We start from the raw sequence: 18,843 nt of genomic DNA on the forward strand, positions 1-18,843 counted from the left end.
ATCACGCCGGGATGGGTGCCCCTATCGACCACACATGACCGAACGGGTCGGTCACTTGCCCGTAGCGATCGCCCCAGAACTGATTATCGAGCGGGAAGCGAATGATGGCCCCGGCAGCGACCGCGCGGTTCCACCAGGCGTCCGCATTATCGACCTGAAGATGCAGCGTCACGGACGCGGGCAGTGACGCAGGACCACCATTATATTCTGGGAAATCGTCGTTCAGCATCACGGACGATCCGTTGATCAGAATGTGCGCATGCATCAGGCGACTGCCGTCGTCCGCCAGCATGCGGCCACGCTCTTCCGCTCCGAAAGCCGCGACGTAGAAGGCAATGGCATCGCTGGCCTTGCCATCGCCGATCGTGAGATGCGGCGTCACGCCGCCCGTCGGCACCTGCTTGGCTACGTCGTTCATGGCCTGTCTCCCGAGTCGCTTCCCGATCAATCTAACGGATCAGAAGATACCGAGAAACTTGTCCTTCTGGTTGCGCCGTTCGCCGCGATTTGATTTGCCGTCTTCCGCCTTTGCCGTTGTGCCGCGCCCCACATCGTCGCGCGGCTGGCCCTTCTTGGTACGCTGGGCGGCGGCGTTGGCCCCGGCCAGCACCGGACCGCAGGCCGTGCTTTTTGCGTCGCCGACGTCGACGAAGGCCAGGACGCCCGCGAGCGGCGTCCCGACAACGCTCAGAGCAAGCCCAGCGCCTGCGCGCCCGACCAGTTCCGGGCTGATCGCATTGATGCCCGGCTTTGCGAAATAGCCGCCGATGCCGACGGGCGATTGGCCCGCGAACAGGCTGAACTTCTTGCTATCCGCACGAAAGGCCAGATCGATGCTTTCATTGCGGAAACTGAAGCCGCCGCGTCCGAGCATCACGTTCTTGCGCGTGTCGATCAGTATCGGGTCCGCTGCCGCCACGCCTTTGCGCACCGTGAAAGCAATGAGGCCGCAGTTGATCTGGACCGGGTCTTTCAGTTTATCCTCGAACATCTTCTGAACGAAGGTCCCGATGTCCAGCTCAGAGAGTTGCACATTGCGCGCCCACATCGACCCCGCCGGCAAGATGACCGCGATCCGCCCATCGGCCGTCGATAGCGAATCATGCACCGAATCGCCGAGGCCGGTGAGCAGTACCCGTGCCTTGATGGTGCCGGTCGTGCCCGATTCCTCGACGCCCCAGCCCGCCAGCAGCTTGCCCATCGGCGTGGGCGACAGGCGGATGTCATAGGTCGTCTTGACCGGCGTGCCGCGCGCATTGAGCGTGATATCCGACGTGACGAACCCGCCCGCCATGTCGAATGTGAGCGGCGACATGGTGAGCAGACTGTTGTCGAGCTTGAGCGTCAGCGCAATATTGCGAACCGGGAGATTGTCGCCCCGCACGCGGCGCACCTTGTACGTCACGGCCGCGTCGAAGGCTCGCAGCGAGTCGCTGCGCAACGGCGCATCGGGCAGAAGCCTGGGACGGCCCTGCACGGTTTCCACCAGAGCAGCCGTACCCTGCCGGTCGAGCTTGACGGGATCATAGCCGACGAACGGGGCGACATCGATCATATGGAGCGTATCGGTGGCGACATCCGCCGCGATGAACAGGCGCCCCCCGGGCAGCGATACGGTCATGCGTCCGGCCAGGTCGCTGTCGCCGAAATAGCCCTTGATGCGCGTGAACCGCCATTCTTCACCGGCCTTGGTCAGGTCCGAAGTAAAACGATAGCGGCGGGTATCGGGCAGCGCCGCGCCCAGAAACGCGAACAGGATCGAGGCATTCGGCCCGGTCGTGACCAGTTTGAGATCGGACCCTTCCAGTTCGGTCGCACCGGGCAGCGTGCCGGTGATGTTGAGCTTCGTCGGCCCGGCGGCGGCGTCGATGACAAGCTGGTTGCGTCCGCCAACGACCGTATCATTGGGCGACAGCAGGCCGCCGCGCAGAACAAAGGGCTTGTCACGCATTGTGCCTGTACCGGTAAAGCGTATATCGTGCGCAAAACGGGTATCGCGCGCGCGCACCGTGTCGAACGCAATGTCCGCAGTGAAGAAAAGCCGGGGATCGCGATAGCGCACCGTGGTTCCCGCAATCAGCGCGCGGCGGATGACAGGCAGTTCCAGCGGTTCGCCTGCCTTGTCGGGATCGCCCATCGTCCAGCTGTTGGTCCTGCCGTCGCGGCTCCATTCCAGGTCCAGGGCACCCTTGTGCAGCAGCAGATCGGTTATCCGCCGCTTGTCGCCGAAGACAAGGCTGAACGGCGACACCCGCATGTCGATGCGGTCGGCACGGAACAGATGCGGCTGGCTTGCCCAGCCTGGATTGGAAATGCTGATATCATCGGCCAAAAACTTGATGCGGATCGGGGCGAAATAGAGCTGGAAATCGCCCGCGACCTTCACTTCGCGCTGGAGCGAGGCGGAAACGATGCTTTGAAACGGACCTTTCAGGAAGCGCCCCTTGGTGATGAACAGAATCAGCCAGATTGCGAAGAGGGCGAACAGCACCCACAAAAGGATGCGCACCGGCAAGGGCAGACGCCGCCAGCGTTCCCTTGCGGCACGCGCATGTGCGCCGATGCCCCGAGGATGTGGGGCATTGTCAGTCGGGGCCGCTAATTCCGGGTCAGGCATGACGGTCGTAACGCATGGGCCATCGATTCGGTCCGGGGTTCGGGCTGGCGCTTGCGTTTGTGCCCTTTCGCGCATATAGGCGCCCGTTCCCGTGGCTCCTGCGAGCCATCGGGGTCAAGATGGGACGGGCCGGCCAGTAGGGCTGCCGCGCCAGTCCGCAATCGTCAGATCGGCTTATTGCTGCAAGACTAAGGAGACGAAAATGCCCAAGCTCAAGACGAAGAGCGGTGTGAAGAAACGCTTCAAGTTCACCGCGACCGGCAAGGTGAAGCATGGCGTGGCTGGCAAGCGCCACCGCCTGATTTCGCATAACGCCAAGTATATCCGCCAGAACCGCGGCACGTCCGTGCTGTCCGAAGCAGACGTCGCGCACGTCCGCCTCTGGGCACCCTACGGCCTGAAGTAAGGAGTGCAACGAACATGGCACGCGTAAAACGGGGTGTTACCACCCGCGCAAAGCACAAACGGATATTGGAGCAGGCGAAGGGCTATTATGGCCGTCGCAAGAATACGATCCGCATCGCCCGGCAGGCCGTCGAAAAGGCCGGCCAATACGCCTACCGCGATCGCAAGGTCAAGAAGCGCAGCTTCCGCGCGCTCTGGATTCAGCGCATCAATGCGGCGGTCCGCATGGAAGGGCTGACCTACGGCCAGTTCATGCACGGGCTGAAGCTGGCGGGCGTCGATCTGGACCGGAAGGTCCTGGCCGACATCGCGATGCACGAAGGCGAAGCGTTCAGCGCCATCATCGCCCAGGCGAAGGCGGCGCTTCCCGCAGCGGCATAAGCCGGGCGAGAGATTGCACAATGTGAGAGGCGGTGAAGGCGCAGGCTTTCACCGCCTCTTTTGCATGCGCATGTTTTGCAATCGCCAATGGGGTAAAAAGCTGCAAGCCAGAGCATGGATGGCCCGATACGGCACAGGTCCACGGCATGGTATATGAACATTCAACCATAGAATGACTTATACTAATGGTTTGCCGCCGCGCGATTCGCAGCAAAAGGTTGCGCCAGGGTAAACGGCAGAAAAACCAAATCTTAGCTGTGCGACCGCTAGGGCAGGCTTTCACGGGAATTAAGAGATGGCCATGAAGCATCGCACGGATATTGACGGCCTCAGGGCCATAGCGGTGATGCCCATCCTGCTGTTCCATGCCGGGATCAGCATTTTGCCTGGCGGATTTCTGGGCGTTGATATCTTCTTCGTGATTTCGGGCTTTCTGATCACCGGCATTCTGATGCGGGACATGGATGCCGACCGCTTTTCGATCCTGACATTCTATCGTCGCCGGATTGTACGCATCTTCCCGGCACTGTTCCTGATGCTCGCGGCGGTGCTGATCGTCGCCACGCAGCTGCAATTGCCGAACGAGCTGGAAAAGACCGGCTGGGCCAGCGCATCGGCCGCCGCATTCGTGTCGAATATCCGCTACTGGCGGTCCGTCGATTATTTCGGCGGCTTTGCGGAAATGCGGCCCCTGCTGCACACATGGTCACTGGGGGTTGAGGAACAGTTTTACATTTTCTTCCCGCTGTTCCTGCTGATCGTCCGTCGCTGGGCAAGGGCCTATGTGCGACAGGCGCTGATCGCCGTGGTCATCCTGTCCTTTCTGGCCGCGCTGGTGATGGCCGCGATCCAGCCGGCAGCAGCCTTCTACCTGCTGCCCGCCCGCGCCTGGCAACTGGCCCTGGGCGGCCTCGTCGCGGTTGGCGTGTTTCCGCAAGTCGCCCAGCAATCACGCCGTGATGCGCTGGCGGGCTGCGGCCTGGCGATGATCGTCATCGCGATCCTGATAGTGCAGGAAGACTGGGCGCTGCCAGCCCCCTGGGGCCTGCTGCCCTCGCTCGGCGCCGCGCTTCTGATTGCCTATGGCGAAGACAGTGTGACCCATCGCCTGCTCCGCCTGCCCGCCCTGCGCTGGATCGGGGCAATTTCCTATTCGCTCTATCTCTGGCACTGGCCGATCATCACTTTCTACCGGCTGGAAAAGGGGTTGAGCCTCACGCTGACGGAATCCGCGCTGCTGGTCGCGGCATCCTTTGCGGCGGCCGCGGCGTCCTTCTATCTGGTCGAACGCCCCATGCTGCGCCGCTTCCGCGAAGGGCCGTCAAAACCCATCGTGACGGCAGGCGGGCTGGCGCTCGCGGCCAGCGTCGCCGCGGCAGTCGGCGTTGCCGCCTATCCCACCGGCTGGCGCAAGATCGATCCGGAGGTGGACCGCATCGCGCGCTTCGCCGAATATGTCGATACCGGAGCGCGCGCGGCGCAGTATCGCGAGGGCCTGTGCTTTGCGACGTCCAAACATCCGACGTTCGATTATGCGCTGTGCACGACGCCCGATCCCCGCCGCCGCGACGTTGCGCTTGTGGGGGATAGCCACGCGGCGCAATATTGGCTGGCGCTGCAACAGCGGCTTCCGCAGGATCACGTCATGCAGGTCACCGCATCGGGTTGCCGCCTGATCCTGAACGCGCAGGGCGAGGATCGCTGCACGAAACTCAACCGCTATGTCTACGGCGACATGCTGAAGAACAAGGAAATCGAGCATGTCGTCCTGGCCGGGCGATGGCGCGCCGAGGATGTCGAAGACCTCGTGAAGTCGATCGGCTATTTCAAAACGCGCGGCGTCGCCGTCACCGTGATCGGTCCGACCGATGAGTTCGAGGGCGATTTTCCGCTGCTGCTGGCGCGCGCGATCGAAATGCGCGACCTGGCCGCCATGGAAAGTTTCCGCCTGCGCAGCATGCGGTCGCTTGAACCGTCGCTTGAACGGCGCGTGCGGGAAGCAGGCGCGAATTATGTGTCGGTGCAGGACGTAGAATGCCCCGGCAACACGACCCGGTCCTGCCGCTATCTGACCCAGAACGGTACGCCGCTGCATTTCGACTATGGCCATCTGACACAGGACGGCGCGGCCATGCTGCTGAAGAACTTTCCGGCGATCTGACGCTTAGGCGTGCAATCCGACGGGTTGGCGCGTGGCCGCTTTGTCGCGCGCCATCTTTTTTCATGCACGCTTTTCGGCTAGCGCGCGTTCATGACCGAAATAAGCGCCCTCAAATCCCGCCTGCTGGCCGATATTGCCGCCGCCGATACGGCCGATTCGGTCGAAACCCTGCGCGTCGGCGCGCTGGGCAAGAACGGTGTCGTCACGGCCCTGCTCAAGACATTGGGCGGCATGTCACCTGACGAGCGGCTGGAGAAGGGCCCCGCCATTCAGGACCTGCGTGAATCGGTCGCCGGGGCAATCGCCGTGCGCAAGGCCGCGCTGGAACAAGCGGCGCTGGACGCGCGCCTTGCCGCCGAGCGGATCGACATGAGCTTGCCGGCCGACCTAGGGCCCGTCGGCAGCGTCCATCCCGTCAGTCAGGTCATGGACGAGCTGGCGGAAATCTTCGCGGATCTGGGTTTTTCCGTCGCGACCGGGCCGGAAATCGAAGACGACTGGCATAATTTCACGGCGCTCAACATCCCGGAGACGCATCCGGCGCGGGCGATGCACGACACCTTCTATTTCCCCGATGGCGAAGCCGACGGCCAGAAACGCATGCTGCTGCGCACGCATACCTCGCCGGTGCAGATCAGGACGATGATGACGCAGGCGCCGCCGATCCGCATCATTGCGCCGGGCCGCGTCTATCGATCGGACAGCGATGCCACGCATACGCCGATGTTCCACCAGATCGAAGGGCTGGTGATCGATCGCGGGATCACGCTGGGACATCTCAAATGGACGCTCGAAACCTTTTTGAAGGCGTTCTTCGAGCGCGACGACATCATATTGCGCCTGCGCCCCAGCTATTTCCCGTTCACCGAGCCATCGGTCGAGGTCGATGTGGGCTATACGCTGGTCAACGGCCAGCGGGTGATCGGCGGCAGCGGTAACGACAAGGACGGCGGCTGGCTCGAAGTGCTGGGCAGCGGGATGGTCCATCGCAAGGTGATCGAAAATTGCGGGCTCGATCCTGATGAATGGCAGGGCTTTGCCTTTGGCACCGGCGTCGATCGCCTCGCCATGCTGAAATATGGGATGACCGATTTGCGGGCCTTCTTCGACGGTGATCTCCGCTGGCTCCGGCATTATGGCTTCTCGGCGCTGGATGTGCCGACGTTGAGCGGAGGTGTCGGCGCATGAAGTTCACGCTGAGCTGGCTGAAAGAGCATCTGGAAACCGACGCGGACCTTCTGACGATTCTCGAGACGCTGACCAATATCGGCCTCGAAGTGGACGGAGTCGAAAATCCGGCGGAAAGGCTGGGCGCGTTCCGCATTGCGAAGGTGCTGAGCGCCGAACCGCATCCGCAGGCGGACAAGTTGCAGGTACTTGCCGTCGATGCCGGGGACGGGCCGCTACAGGTGGTATGCGGCGCACCCAATGCGCGCGCGGGCCTGATCGGCGTGTTCGGATCGCCCGGTGCCGTCGTGCCCGCGAACGGCATGGTGCTGAAAGTCGCGGCGATTCGCGGTGTCGAATCGAACGGCATGATGTGCAGTTTCCGCGAGCTGGAACTGGGCGACGAGCATGACGGAATCATCGACCTTCCCGGCGACGCGCCGGTGGGGCAGGTCTATGCCGCCTGGGCCGGTCTCGACGATCCCGTGATCGACGTCAGCATCACGCCGAACCGGCAGGACTGCATGGGCGTGCGCGGCATTGCGCGCGATCTGGCGGCGGCGGGGATCGGATCGTTAAAGGCGATCACGATCCCGACGATCAACGGCCAGGGCGCCGGTCCCGACGTGCGGACGGAGGATGCGTCGGGTTGCCCGGCGTTTTTCGCACGGTCGGTAACCGGGGTGACGAACGGTCCATCCCCGCAATGGCTGCAACGGCGCCTGAAGGCGATCGGGCAAAAGCCTATTTCGGCGCTGGTCGATATCACCAATTATGTCTCGGTCGATCTGGGCCGTCCGCTGCATGTCTATGACATGGCGACGCTGAACGGCGGCCTGGTGGCGCGCAAGGCGCAGGATGGTGAGCAGGTGCTGGCGCTCAACGGCAAGACCTACACGCTCGATCCGCGTATGACGGTGATTGCCGACGATGCGATGGTGCACGACATCGGCGGTATCATGGGCGGCGCGCATTCGGGCGCGCAGGACGGCACCACGCAGGTGCTGATCGAATGTGCCTATTTCACGCCCGAGTCGATTGCCGTGACGGGACAGGCGCTCGGCCTGACCAGCGATGCGCGCACGCGCTTCGAGCGGGGCGTCGATCCCGCCTTTCTTGACGACGGCCTGTCAATTGCGACGCAGATGGTGCTCGACCTGTGCGGCGGCACCGCCAGCGAAGCGACCAGAGCAGGTGCGCCGCCCGCAGCCGGGCGAAGCGTGGAATACACGCCAACACGCGTGCTGGCGCTCGCCGGTGTCGATGTCGCCGAGGATATTCAGGCGCGCATTCTGGAAAGCCTCGGCTTCGGCGTGTCCGTCGGCGATATCTGGACGATTGCCATCCCCTCCTGGCGCCGCGACATCGATGGCGCGGCGGACATTGTGGAAGAAGTGGTGCGGATTTACGGGCTCGACAAGGTACCTTCCACCCCCCTGCCCCGCGCGCCCGGCGTCGCAAGGCCAACGGCGACGCCCGAGCAGATGATCGAGCGGCGGGTACGGCGCACAGCGGCGGCCCGCGGCTTCAACGAAGCGATCAACTGGTCGTTCCTGTCGGAAAAGGAAGCCGCATCGGTCGGCGGCGGCGACTGGGTTCTGGCCAATCCCATTTCAGAGGACATGAAAGTCATGCGCCCGTCGCTGCTGCCCGGCCTTCTCGCCGCAGTCGGCCGGAACATGGATCGGGGCGCGGCATCGGTCCGCCTGTTCGAGATCGGGCGTCGCTATTTCGCCACCGGTGAGCGCGCGACTGCGGGGATCGTGCTGGCTGGCGAAAAAATGCCGCGCAGCTGGCAGACCGGCAAGGCGCAGGGCTTTGTCGCCCATGATGTGAAGGCCGAAGTGCTGGCGCTGCTGGCAGCGGCCGGCGCACCGATCGCCAATCTCCAGAGTTTCGGCGAAGCGGGCGGCGCTTATCATCCCGGCCAGTCCGGCACGTTGCGACTGGGGCCGAAAGCGGTGCTGGCCGAATATGGCATGCTCCATCCCGCGCTTGCCCGGCAGTTCGGCCTTTCGGGCAGCGTGGCGGCGGCCGAAATCTTCCTCGACGCTGTTCCGGTAAAGCGCAGAGCCAGTTTCATGCGCGCCCCCTTCACGCCACCCGCCTTGCAAGCGGTGAAGCGCGACTTTGCCTTTTTGGTGCCCGATGCGATCGATGCCGATGCGCTGGTGCGGGCGGTGAAGGGCGCCGACAAGAAATACATCGTCGATGCGCGGCTGTTCGACCTGTTCGTCGGTCCCGGCGTGGAGGATGGGCACAAGTCGCTTGCGGTCGAAGTGACATTGCAGCCGGGCGAGAAGAGCTTCACCGACGAGGATCTGATCGCGATAAGTGGTGCCGTGGTGAAGGCGGCGGAGAAGCTGGGCGCGGTGCTGCGTGGGTGAACGCCGATATCGTCACCTCTTCGAAGACAGGGGTCTGGTGTCTCCCGGCGGTACGCCATCGCCTGCGAGCCCTGTCTTCGCAGGGGTGACGGTTGGGGTTACGGGTATGGGTCCGGTTACGGGGGCAAGGGCCAGGGAGTATCGGCCATGATCTCCCTGCAATCGGGCCGTCTGGCCGCTACCATCAACCCGCTGGGTGCGGAATTATGGTCGCTGGCCGACGCCGCGGGGCGCGAGCTGCTGACCGATGCGGACCCGGCCTTCTGGTCCGGCCGTGCCCCGTTGCTGTTTCCCTTCGTCGGACGACTGCGGGAGGATCGCTATCGCGTCAATGGCGTGGAATACAGCCTGCCGCAGCATGGTTTTGCACGGACGTCGGCCTTCGTGCAAATCCAGGGCGATGAAACGTCCGCCGTGCTGCGCCTTGAGGCGGACGATGAAACGCGGCGGCATTATCCGTTCGATTTCCGGCTCGACATGCGCTTTGCCCTTGCCGGTGCCACCTTGGAAATGACGGCGACCGTGCACAACGATGGCGCATCCGACATGCCGTTCAGTTTCGGCTATCACCCTGCCTTCGCCTGGCCGCTGCCTTATGGTGCGGCCGTGGAGGATCACCGGATCACCTTCGAGAAGGCAGAACCTGCCCCGATCCGCAAGGTGGGGCATGAAAAAGGCCTGATCGCCCTGGAAAGCGTATCTTCCCCGGTAGAGGGACGGACGCTGAGGCCAACCTATGCGATGTTCGAAGGCGATGCCTTGATCTGGGACCATCTGGAAAGCCGCAGCCTGACGTGGGGGGCACCGGGCACAGCGCATCTGAAGATCGATTTTCCCGACACCCCCTGGCTGGGGCTGTGGCAGCGACCCGGTGCGCGCTACCTGTGCGTGGAACCCTGGGCGGGCATGGCCGACCCCGTCGGCTTTACGGGTGACATCTGGGAAAAGCCCGGCGTGATCCGGCTGACGCCGGGCGAGGAACGCGCGTTTAGGATGCATGTGACGCTCGTGGAGAATTAGCCTTGCGTCCTGTCCGTTCGTCCTGAGGCGCTGCCGAGCCAAGTCGAAGCAGCCTGTCGAAGGACTTTGCCCGCCAGTGATGCTTCGATACGGGCCTTCGACAAGCTCAGTCCCTACTCAGCACGAACGGCTTTTGTGTCGTTCGTTTGAAAGCGCAAAATATGACCATACCGTCCCGCCGTACATTCGCGATCATTTCCCACCCCGATGCGGGCAAGACGACGCTGACCGAGAAACTGCTGCTGGAAGGCGGCGCGATTCATCTGGCGGGCGAAGTGAAGGCGCGCGGGGCGAACCGGCGGGCGCGATCCGACTGGATGAAGATCGAGCAGCAGCGCGGCATTTCGGTCACATCGTCGGTCATGACGTTCGAGCGGGACGGCATCACGTTCAATCTGCTCGATACGCCGGGGCATGAGGATTTTTCCGAAGACACCTATCGCACGCTGACGGCGGTCGACAGCGCCGTCATGGTGATCGACGCCGCCAAGGGGATCGAGCCTCAGACCCGCAAGCTTTTCGAAGTGTGCCGGATGCGCAATGTCCCCATCATCACCTTTATCAACAAGGTCGATCGCGAGGGGCGGGACCCGTTCGAGACGATCGACGAGGTCGCCGACGCGCTGGCGCTGGACGTGGTCCCGATGAGCTGGCCCGCAGGCATGGGCGGCGAGTTCGAGGGAATTTACGATTTCGCGACCAATCGGCTGATGCAGCCGACCGGGCCGAGCAAGGAGTTCGAAGGCGCGCGGCACCAGTTTACCGGGTTGGACGACGCGACGCTTGCCGCGCGCCTTTCGCCCCGTGCGCTGGCCCGGCTGCGCGAGGAGGCGGAGCTGGCACAGGGCGGATATAGCGGGTTCGATCTCGCCGCCTATCGTCACGGCGACCTGACCCCCGCCTATTTCGGGTCGGCGCTCAAGAAGTTCGGCGTGACCGAGCTGATCGACGCACTTGCGGCCTATGCCCCGCCGCCGCGTCCGCAACCGGCAGAGCCTGCGCCGGTGGAGCCAGAGCGCGCCGACGTCACGGGTTTCATCTTCAAGGTGCAGGCCAACATGGACCCGCAGCATCGCGATCGCATCGCCTTCATGCGGCTATGTTCGGGCAAGTTCCGCCGTGGCATGAAGTTGACACCAAGCGGATCGGGCAAGCCGATCGCGGTCCATTCGCCGATCCTGTTCTTCGCGCAGGACCGCGAGATCGCCGACGAGGCCTATCCCGGCGATATCATCGGCATTCCCAATCATGGCACCTTGCGCGTCGGCGATACGCTGAGCGAGCGGGCCGACGTGCGCTTTACCGGCCTCCCCAATTTCGCACCGGAAATCCTGCGTCGCGTCGCGCTGAAGGACCCGACCAAGACCAAGCAGCTGCGCAAGGCGCTCGACGACCTGTCCGAAGAAGGCGTCATCCAGGTCTTCTATCCCGAGTTCGGCAGCCAGTGGATCGTGGGCGTGGTCGGCCAGTTGCAGCTTGAAGTGCTGATTTCGCGGCTGGAGGCCGAATATAAGGTGGAAGCCGTGCTGGAAGCCTCACCATTTGACACGGCGCGCTGGATCGCCGGGCCGGACGCGGCGGTAAAGAGCTTCATCGAGTTCAATCGCTCCAGCCTCGCGACCGACCGGGATGGCAACCATGTCTTCCTGGCGAAGAGCGCATGGGATGTCGGCTATCAGCAGGAACGCCACCCGGACCTGACATTCAGCGCGACGCGGGAGCGGTAATTACCAAGGCCGTTCTCTATCATCCGTTCGGTTCGAGCAGCTTCGAGCTTGTCGAGAAGCGTCCGTCGAGAATGCAGTTCCAGGAACAGTTCTCGACAGGCTCGAACCGAACGGATGAGGGGTGATCGTTTCTCCCTACCCCGCAATCAGCCTGACGAAGCCGCTCGACACCCAGCCGCTCTGGCACGGCCCGTCATAGGCCTGTCTGCGGTCGACGGGGGATGAGACGCCGCAATCCACAGGCGCTGGCAAAGCCGCGTTGCCGCCGACCTCATTGCCATCCGGCGCAGGCGCATCCGGCATCACCACCACGCCCAGCCATTTCTGATCCAGACTGCGGGTACACACATGGACGCGCGCGCCATTGCCCAGCTGCGCCGTCGCCTTGGCTTCCCGGAACGGCGCGGCGTGGACCGCAAGCCTTTTGCCCGCCGCCACGCCCCGCACAAGGCCAAGCGCCCCGCAGGCGTCGAGCTGCGGACCGTCCTCCCCGATCGTCACCGGGCGCGCCAGCGTGGATTCGATCTGCGTTTCGGGCATCGCTTCGCGGGGCGCGCCGGCAATGGAGCTGTTGGGCAATTCCTCCATCACGTCGCGGCTGTCGGAACAGGCGGCGAGCGCAACAGGCAGCATGAGCATCGGGAGAGACCGTTTCATCGCCTGACCCTAAAGCATCGCAGCCGCCGCGGCACCTGTTTTTCCTTTAGTTTCGCCGGTTGCGGCCCTATATGCTGGTCCATGAACGAAGACAGCCAAGCAAGCCCCAACACCAATGCCTATGGTGCCGACAGCATCAAGGTTCTCAAAGGTCTCGACGCGGTCCGCAAGCGGCCCGGCATGTATATCGGCGACACCGATGACGGGTCCGGCCTGCACCATATGGTGTTCGAAGTCAGCGACAATGCGATCGACGAGGCGCTGGCGGGGCATTGCGACCGGATCGACATCACCCTGAACCCCGACGGCTCCGTCAGTGTGCAGGACAATGGTCGCGGCATCCCGACCGGCATCCACAGCGAGGAAGGCGTGTCCGCCGCCGAAGTCATCATGACGCAGCTTCATGCAGGCGGAAAGTTCGAGAATACGAGCGACGACAACGCTTACAAGGTGTCGGGCGGCCTACACGGTGTGGGCGTGTCGGTGGTGAATGCCCTGTCCGACTGGCTGGAGCTTAACATCTGGCGCGACGGGCAGGAACACTGGATGCGCTTCCGCAACGGCGATGCGGAGGCACCGCTGAAGGTGCTTGGACCTGCGCCGGAGGGGAAGAAAGGCACGAAAGTGACTTTCATGTTCTCGACCGAAACGTTCAAGAACGTCACCGAATATGATTTCGACAAGCTGGAGCATCGCTATCGCGAGCTGGCGTTTCTCAACAGCGGCGTGCGCCTTTTCCTGACCGACGCGCGGCACGAGGAAAGCAAGACTGTCGAACTCTATTATGAAGGCGGTATCGCCGCGTTCGTCAAATATCTCGATCGCAACAAATCGGCGCTGATGCCCGAGCCGATCGCCATTTCCGGCACCCGCGACGATGTGACCATCGACGTCGCGCTGGAATGGAACGACAGCTATTATGAAAATGTCCTGTGCTTCACGAACAATATTCCGCAGCGGGACGGCGGCACCCATTTGGCCGCATTCCGCGCGGCGCTGACTCGCACGCTCAACAATTATGCCGACAAGTCGGGCATGCTGAAGAAGGAAAAGGTCAGCCTCACCGGCGATGACATGCGCGAGGGGCTGACCGCGATCGTTTCGGTCAAGCTGCCCGATCCGAAGTTTTCCTCCCAGACCAAGGACAAGCTGGTCTCTTCCGAAGTGCGCCAGCCGCTCGAAAGCCTGATGGCGGACAAGATGGCCGAATGGCTGGAAGAAAACCCCGCCAATGCCAAGATGATCATCCAGAAGGTGATCGACGCCGCCGCCGCCCGCGAAGCCGCCAAGAAGGCGCGCGAACTGACGCGGCGCAAGGGCGTGATGGACATCGCCTCGCTGCCCGGCAAGCTGGCCGATTGTCAGGAGCGCGACCCCGCCAAGTCCGAGCTGTTCCTGGTCGAGGGGGACTCGGCAGGCGGCTCCGCCAAGCAGGGCCGCGACCGCCATTATCAGGCGATCCTGCCGCTGAAAGGCAAGATCCTGAACGTCGAACGCGCACGGCTGGACCGGATGCTGTCGTCAAAGGAAGTCGGCACGCTCATACAAGCGATGGGCACCGGCATTCGCGAAGAGTTCAACATCGAGAAGCTGCGCTATCACAAGATCATCATCATGACCGACGCCGATGTGGACGGCGCGCATATCCGCACGTTGCTGCTCACTTTCTTCTATCGGCAAATGCCGCAGATCATCGAAAACGGCCATCTCTTCATCGCCCAGCCGCCGCTTTACAAGGCGGCGCGCGGCCGCAGCGAAGTGTACCTCAAGGACGAGGCGGCGCTGGACCAGTATCTGGTCGACAATGGCGTCGAGACGATGGCGCTGGACACTGCGGACGGTCGCGTCTTCGGCGAAGACCTGCGCGCGCTGATCGATCACAGCCGCAGGATGCGGACGCTCATGCGCTACATGCCCCGCCGCTATGATCCGCGCATCATCGAGGCGCTGGCGCTGGCCGGCGCGCTCGACCCGGATATCGACACACCCCGGCGCCAGGCTGCGCTGACAGAAGCGGTGCGCTGGCTCGACCTGGCCGATACGGACGGCCGGTGGACCGGCATCGTCAGCGAGGAAGGCGGCTACCACTTCCAGCGATTGTGGCGCGGCGTGACCGACCATCACATCATCGAAGCGGCGTTTCTGGGATCGGCCGAGGCGCGCAAGCTGCATGCACTGGCGACCGAGCAGGCAGGCGCCTATCTGACGTCAAGCCGCCTGATTACCGCCAAGGCGGCAGCGGCCGACAGCGACGAAGTTGCGGAAGTTGCGGCGTCCGCAACCGCCGCCAAAGGCACGACGATATCGCGCCCCAGCGACCTGCTCGACGCGATCCTCGCCGCCGGGCGCAAGGGTCTGTCGATCCAGCGTTACAAGGGTCTGGGCGAAATGAATGCCGAGCAGCTGTGGGAAACCACGCTCGATCCCAACGCCCGGTCGCTGTTGCGTGTCGAAGTCGATCAGGCGGATGTCGCGGACGAAATCTTCACGCGTCTGATGGGTGACGTGGTGGAGCCGCGCCGCGAGTTCATTCAGGACAATGCCCTGAACGTCGCCAATCTCGACGTGTAAGCCGACGACTGAAACGCCCTTCAGCGTGCATCGTGGAAGATGATACCGAGGCTATGGCGCTCGCCCGCCGTCACCGTGGCTACGCCGTGGCGCATGGCTGCGCGCGCCCAGCCGCGCGCTGACGCGACCGGACGCTCACGCACGGGGATCACGACGGCATCGCCCTGCTTCAGCGGCACGACGATCGGACGGGACTGCATCCGGGCGCGCCCCTCCACCAGCACCAGTTCGCCGCCGGCAAAATCGACGCCTGGCGCGCTCAATTGCACGATCACCTGCAACGGAAAGGTGAGGTCGCCGTAAACATCCTGATGCAGGCGATTATGGTCGCCCGGACGGTAGCGCAGAATGAGCGGCGTTGGCCGCATCTGTCCTGCGGCAGCGCAGCGCGCGATCAGCTTGGCATGCTCTGTCGGCCAGTCGGGCTGGTCGATCCCGATCCGGGCGTTCCACTGGCTGGCGATCGCGGCCAGCGGGGCATAAAGGGCAGACCGCAGCCGCGCGATCACGGGGGGCAGGGGGTAGGCGAAATAGCGATATTCGCCCTGGCCAAAGCCATGACGCGCCATCGTGATCGTGGAACGATAGAGGCGATCGTCGGCATAACCGGCGATCAGCGTGTTGCAGGTGGCGGCATCCAACAGGCCGGGAAGCCGCGCGAACCCCTCGCGATCGAGCGCGGCCCCGATCGCACTGGCTTCCAAGGCATTGGCATCGCAGGCACCGGTATCGAAGGCAGGCATCAGCCCGCGCTCCGCCCCGCCCGTTCCCGGTCGAGCAGCGTCCGCTTGGCGGCCAGCCCCCAGCGATAGCCGCCAAGCCCGCCGTCGGCCCGCAAGGCGCGGTGGCAGGGGATCAGCACGCCGATGCGGTTGGCTGCGCAGGCCGATGCCGCGGCACGGACGGCCTTCGGCGCGCCGACGCCCTGCGCCAGTTCGCTGTAGCTGACGACATCGCCGGGCCTGACGCTGAGCAGAAACTTCCAGACCTTGAGCTGGAAGGCGGTACCGCGCATGTCGAGCGGCAGGTCCGGGCGCGGCGCACCGCTGGACAAATGGTCGTCCAGCGCGGCAATCCAGGCATCGAGCGGCGCGTCTGCGGCCGGACCGGACGGGACGAGAGACGCTGCGGGAAACTCGCGCTCCAGTCGGGCGTACAGTGCCGCTGCATCCATGCCGAACTCGACGAAGCAGACACCCCGGTCGGTTGCCGCCATCATCAGCGGGCCGAGGGCGGTGTCACGCAGGGCATAGGCAATGCTTTCGCCCGCCCCGCCCGCGCGATAGGCCGATGGCGTCATGCCGAGACCCCCGGTCACCGTCTCGTAAACCCGACTGGTGGAGCCATAGCCTGCCTCGAACGTCGCGCCGAGGATATCCTCGCCGTCGCGCAGCAACGCCTTGAACGTCTTCAGCCGCGCTGCCGCCTGATATTCACGGGGCGACACACCAATCACCGCCTTGAATGTCCGCTGAAAGTGGAAGCGGCTCAACCCCGCCTGGTCGGCCAGTAGCCTGAGCGACAAGGGCTGATCGACATGCGCATCGATGTAGGCGGCCACGCGGCGCATCGCCTCGGTAGCGGGATCGCGCCCGTCGATCGCGAGCGGATGGCAGCGCAGGCAGGCGCGGAAACCGGCATCCTGCGCGTCCTGCGCGGTATCGAAAAAGACGATGTTGTCCGGGCGTGCGAGCCGTGCGGGGCAAGAGGGGCGGCAGAAGACACCCGTCGACTTCACCCCATAATAGAACTGACCGTCCGCGGCGGGATCGCGCGCGCTGAGCCGGGCATAGCGTGGATCGTCAATAACGGCCTTTGCGGTCGTCGGGTTAAGGGTCGTCATGGCATGTCCCATTCATCTGGCCGACGGCGCGACTGCCGTCCTCGCACCCTATGAGACAAGCCGCTTTCCGCGACGCTCCGATTGTTGCGGCCGCATTCAAAGCATCGCGAGCAGGCTGCTGTCCGGTTCGCCTGCCCAGCTTTTGCGATAGGCGGCGCGCGATTGTTCGCTGGCTTGCCGGTCGCCCAGCGCCGCCTGCGCCTGCGCAATGCCCCACAACACCCAGGCATTGCCGGGACGGCGCACCAGCGCGCGATCGAACGCCGCCTTCGCCCCGCGCGCATCACCGGTGCGCAGCAGCAGCGCGCCCAGCGCCGCATCCACCGGCTGATGCCAGACCGGCGGTTCGTTATAGCTGAATGTCCGCTCGATCCCGGCGGCAGCCTGCAACAGGCGGATCGCGCCTTTGGGATTGCCGCTGCCCTCGGCCATGCGGGCCATGGCGATGGTTTCGGCCAGTTTCGCCAGCGGGCGGAAATCGGGATCAAGTTTCTTGCGCCCGCGCGCCTGCCGCATGGCCACCAGTTCCCGCTTTGCAGCGGCGACCTGCCCGGCGCGCCCCAGCCCCTCGGCGCGCAACGCCCACCAGAGCTGACGCAGTTCGGACAGACGCGCATCGGGTTGCGGAATGGCGAGCAATTCTTTCAGATCGCGCGCGAATTGCGCCCGGACTTGCAGGGCCGTGCCCAGACGTTCCTGAAGATACGGGGCCTTCATCGCCTTTTCGACCGGAATCGCGGCTTCCAGATCCGCCGCTGCCTTCAGCGCGGTCGCGCGATCGCCGACCTGCTCCGCTGCCGAAAGGATGAAATGGGTGTGATGATTGAAATAGCCATAATATTGCGGATTGTCGCCGAGGCGCCGGGCCATGGCCTCATCAACGCCGATGGCCTTGACGTTGACCTTCACCGAATCGGCAAAGCGGCCGATGCGATAGTAAGTATGGCTGGGCATGTGGACGAGATGGGCGGAGGCAGGTGCGGCGGTCTCCAGCATATCGGCGGCCCGTTCCGCCCGGCCAGGGGTGGTCGATGCTTCGGTCAGGTGGATGTAAAGATGCTGCGCCTCGGGCTGGTCGGGATTGCGGGCCAGCACGGTTTCGACAAGGGCGATCGCGCGGCGCGCCCAGGCGCGCGGGGTGGCATTGTCCGCTTCCCAATAGTCCCATGGGCGCACGTTCATTGCCGCCTCTGCCGTCAGGACCATCACCATGTCGTCATCCGGCCAGCGGTCGGACAGCGCCTGCATCGCATTGGCGAAGGTGACGGCGTGCACGCCCTTCTGCGCCTTCGGTCCGCCCGGCGCATAGCGTGATTGCAGGGCGAGGATGAGGGCGCGCTCCTTCGCGCTAATGTCCGGCTGTGCCAGCGCCTGCGCCGTCAGGCCATAAGCGGTGGCGATGCGCGCCTCGCCCGAAGGGCCACTGTTGATATAGGGACCGATTGCCAGCGCCTCCCCCCACGCACACATCGCGCAGGCCGGATCGCGGCTGCGCCCGGCCGCAAAGCTGCGCTCCGCCTTGGCGAACTCAAAGCCGTAAAGCAGCGCCATGCCCTGATCGAAATATCGCTGCGCCACCGGATCGACCGTGGTTACGGGATAATGGATCGGCGCCAGCCCGTCGATAAGCGGCATGGTGGCCAAGCCTTTGCCCGCAACGACGCCTTCGCCCTGCGCCACAAAGCCGCAGCCCGATGCCATCAGCGCCTGCGGCGTGAACTGCGCCATCACGTCCGACGCTGGCGCGGCAGCCCGCGGCAGCGAGAGCGCCGACCCCAGGGCCGGTGCAGCCGTTGCGAGTGCAAGGACGGACAGAAAGCGTGGCGTCATTCATTTTCCCCCGAAAACACAAGGCAAGCATGCGCCGGGCGGCAACATTAGTCTAGCGCCCTTGCCAACCCGTTGAT

At 64.1% G+C, this 18,843-nt stretch carries 14 protein-coding genes; 8 read left to right on the forward strand and 6 right to left on the reverse strand.

Annotation, left to right across the window (positions count from 1 at the left end):
- Position 1 precedes the first annotated feature (1 nt).
- Both ENE74_RS04010 and ENE74_RS04015 read right to left on the reverse strand, forming a co-directional pair.
- The gene (locus ENE74_RS04010; RefSeq protein WP_127689312.1) at positions 2–418 is read right to left on the reverse strand and encodes a VOC family protein; all 417 of its coding nucleotides are present in this window, start codon (positions 416–418) and stop codon (positions 2–4) included.
- A 39-nt stretch (positions 419–457) separates the two neighbouring features.
- Positions 458–2,617 carry an AsmA family protein gene (locus ENE74_RS04015; protein ID WP_127689313.1) on the reverse strand — a complete coding sequence of 720 codons (2,160 nt, stop codon included), beginning with the start codon at positions 2,615–2,617 and terminating at the stop codon, positions 458–460.
- Positions 2,618–2,819: 202 nt separating this feature from the next.
- Between ENE74_RS04015 and rpmI the strand changes: the two genes are divergently transcribed.
- From rpmI to ENE74_RS04050, 7 genes are all read left to right on the forward strand, one after another.
- On the forward strand, positions 2,820–3,023 hold the full coding sequence (gene rpmI / locus ENE74_RS04020; protein WP_104951759.1) for a 50S ribosomal protein L35: 204 nt from the start codon (positions 2,820–2,822) through the stop codon (positions 3,021–3,023).
- Positions 3,024–3,037: 14 nt separating this feature from the next.
- Entirely contained in the window at positions 3,038–3,403 is a 366-nt protein-coding gene (gene rplT, locus ENE74_RS04025) for a 50S ribosomal protein L20 (RefSeq protein WP_127689314.1), read from the forward strand.
- Positions 3,404–3,704: 301 nt separating this feature from the next.
- Positions 3,705–5,564, forward strand: coding sequence for an acyltransferase family protein (locus ENE74_RS04030; RefSeq protein ID WP_164847366.1), 1,860 nt, complete (start codon positions 3,705–3,707; stop codon positions 5,562–5,564).
- Between the two features lie 90 nt (positions 5,565–5,654).
- Positions 5,655–6,752, forward strand: coding sequence for a phenylalanine--tRNA ligase subunit alpha (gene pheS / locus ENE74_RS04035; RefSeq protein WP_127689316.1), 1,098 nt, complete (start codon positions 5,655–5,657; stop codon positions 6,750–6,752).
- Entirely contained in the window at positions 6,749–9,118 is a 2,370-nt protein-coding gene (pheT, locus tag ENE74_RS04040) for a phenylalanine--tRNA ligase subunit beta (protein ID WP_127689317.1), read from the forward strand. The genes pheS and pheT overlap by 4 nt, the downstream gene beginning before the upstream one ends.
- Positions 9,119–9,265: 147 nt before the next feature.
- The gene (locus ENE74_RS04045) at positions 9,266–10,138 is read left to right on the forward strand and encodes an aldose 1-epimerase family protein (protein WP_127689318.1); all 873 of its coding nucleotides are present in this window, start codon (positions 9,266–9,268) and stop codon (positions 10,136–10,138) included.
- A 161-nt stretch (positions 10,139–10,299) separates the two neighbouring features.
- Complete coding sequence (locus tag ENE74_RS04050) at positions 10,300–11,865, forward strand: peptide chain release factor 3 (protein WP_127689319.1); 1,566 nt, start codon at positions 10,300–10,302, stop codon at positions 11,863–11,865.
- 135 nt (positions 11,866–12,000) lie between these two features.
- Here the strand turns inward: ENE74_RS04050 and ENE74_RS04055 are convergent, their stop codons facing one another.
- On the reverse strand, positions 12,001–12,522 hold the full coding sequence (locus ENE74_RS04055) for a hypothetical protein (protein WP_127689320.1): 522 nt from the start codon (positions 12,520–12,522) through the stop codon (positions 12,001–12,003).
- Positions 12,523–12,603: 81 nt separating this feature from the next.
- Between ENE74_RS04055 and gyrB the strand changes: the two genes are divergently transcribed.
- Positions 12,604–15,093, forward strand: coding sequence for a DNA topoisomerase (ATP-hydrolyzing) subunit B (gyrB, locus tag ENE74_RS04060; protein ID WP_127689321.1), 2,490 nt, complete (start codon positions 12,604–12,606; stop codon positions 15,091–15,093).
- Between the two features lie 20 nt (positions 15,094–15,113).
- Here gyrB and ENE74_RS04065 read toward each other — a convergent pair whose 3' ends face one another.
- From ENE74_RS04065 to ENE74_RS04075, 3 genes are all read right to left on the reverse strand, one after another.
- Positions 15,114–15,836, reverse strand: coding sequence for a 2OG-Fe(II) oxygenase (locus ENE74_RS04065; protein WP_127689322.1), 723 nt, complete (start codon positions 15,834–15,836; stop codon positions 15,114–15,116).
- Entirely contained in the window at positions 15,836–16,936 is a 1,101-nt protein-coding gene (locus ENE74_RS04070; protein WP_127689323.1) for a bifunctional transcriptional activator/DNA repair enzyme AdaA, read from the reverse strand. The genes ENE74_RS04065 and ENE74_RS04070 overlap by 1 nt, the downstream gene beginning before the upstream one ends.
- A gap of 96 nt (positions 16,937–17,032) precedes the next feature.
- Entirely contained in the window at positions 17,033–18,766 is a 1,734-nt protein-coding gene (locus tag ENE74_RS04075) for a tetratricopeptide repeat protein (RefSeq protein WP_127689324.1), read from the reverse strand.
- Between the last annotated feature and the right edge of the window lie 77 nt (positions 18,767–18,843).

Origin of the sequence: Sphingobium algorifonticola (assembly GCF_004005485.1) — a bacterium.
GTDB lineage: Bacteria > Pseudomonadota > Alphaproteobacteria > Sphingomonadales > Sphingomonadaceae > Sphingobium > Sphingobium algorifonticola.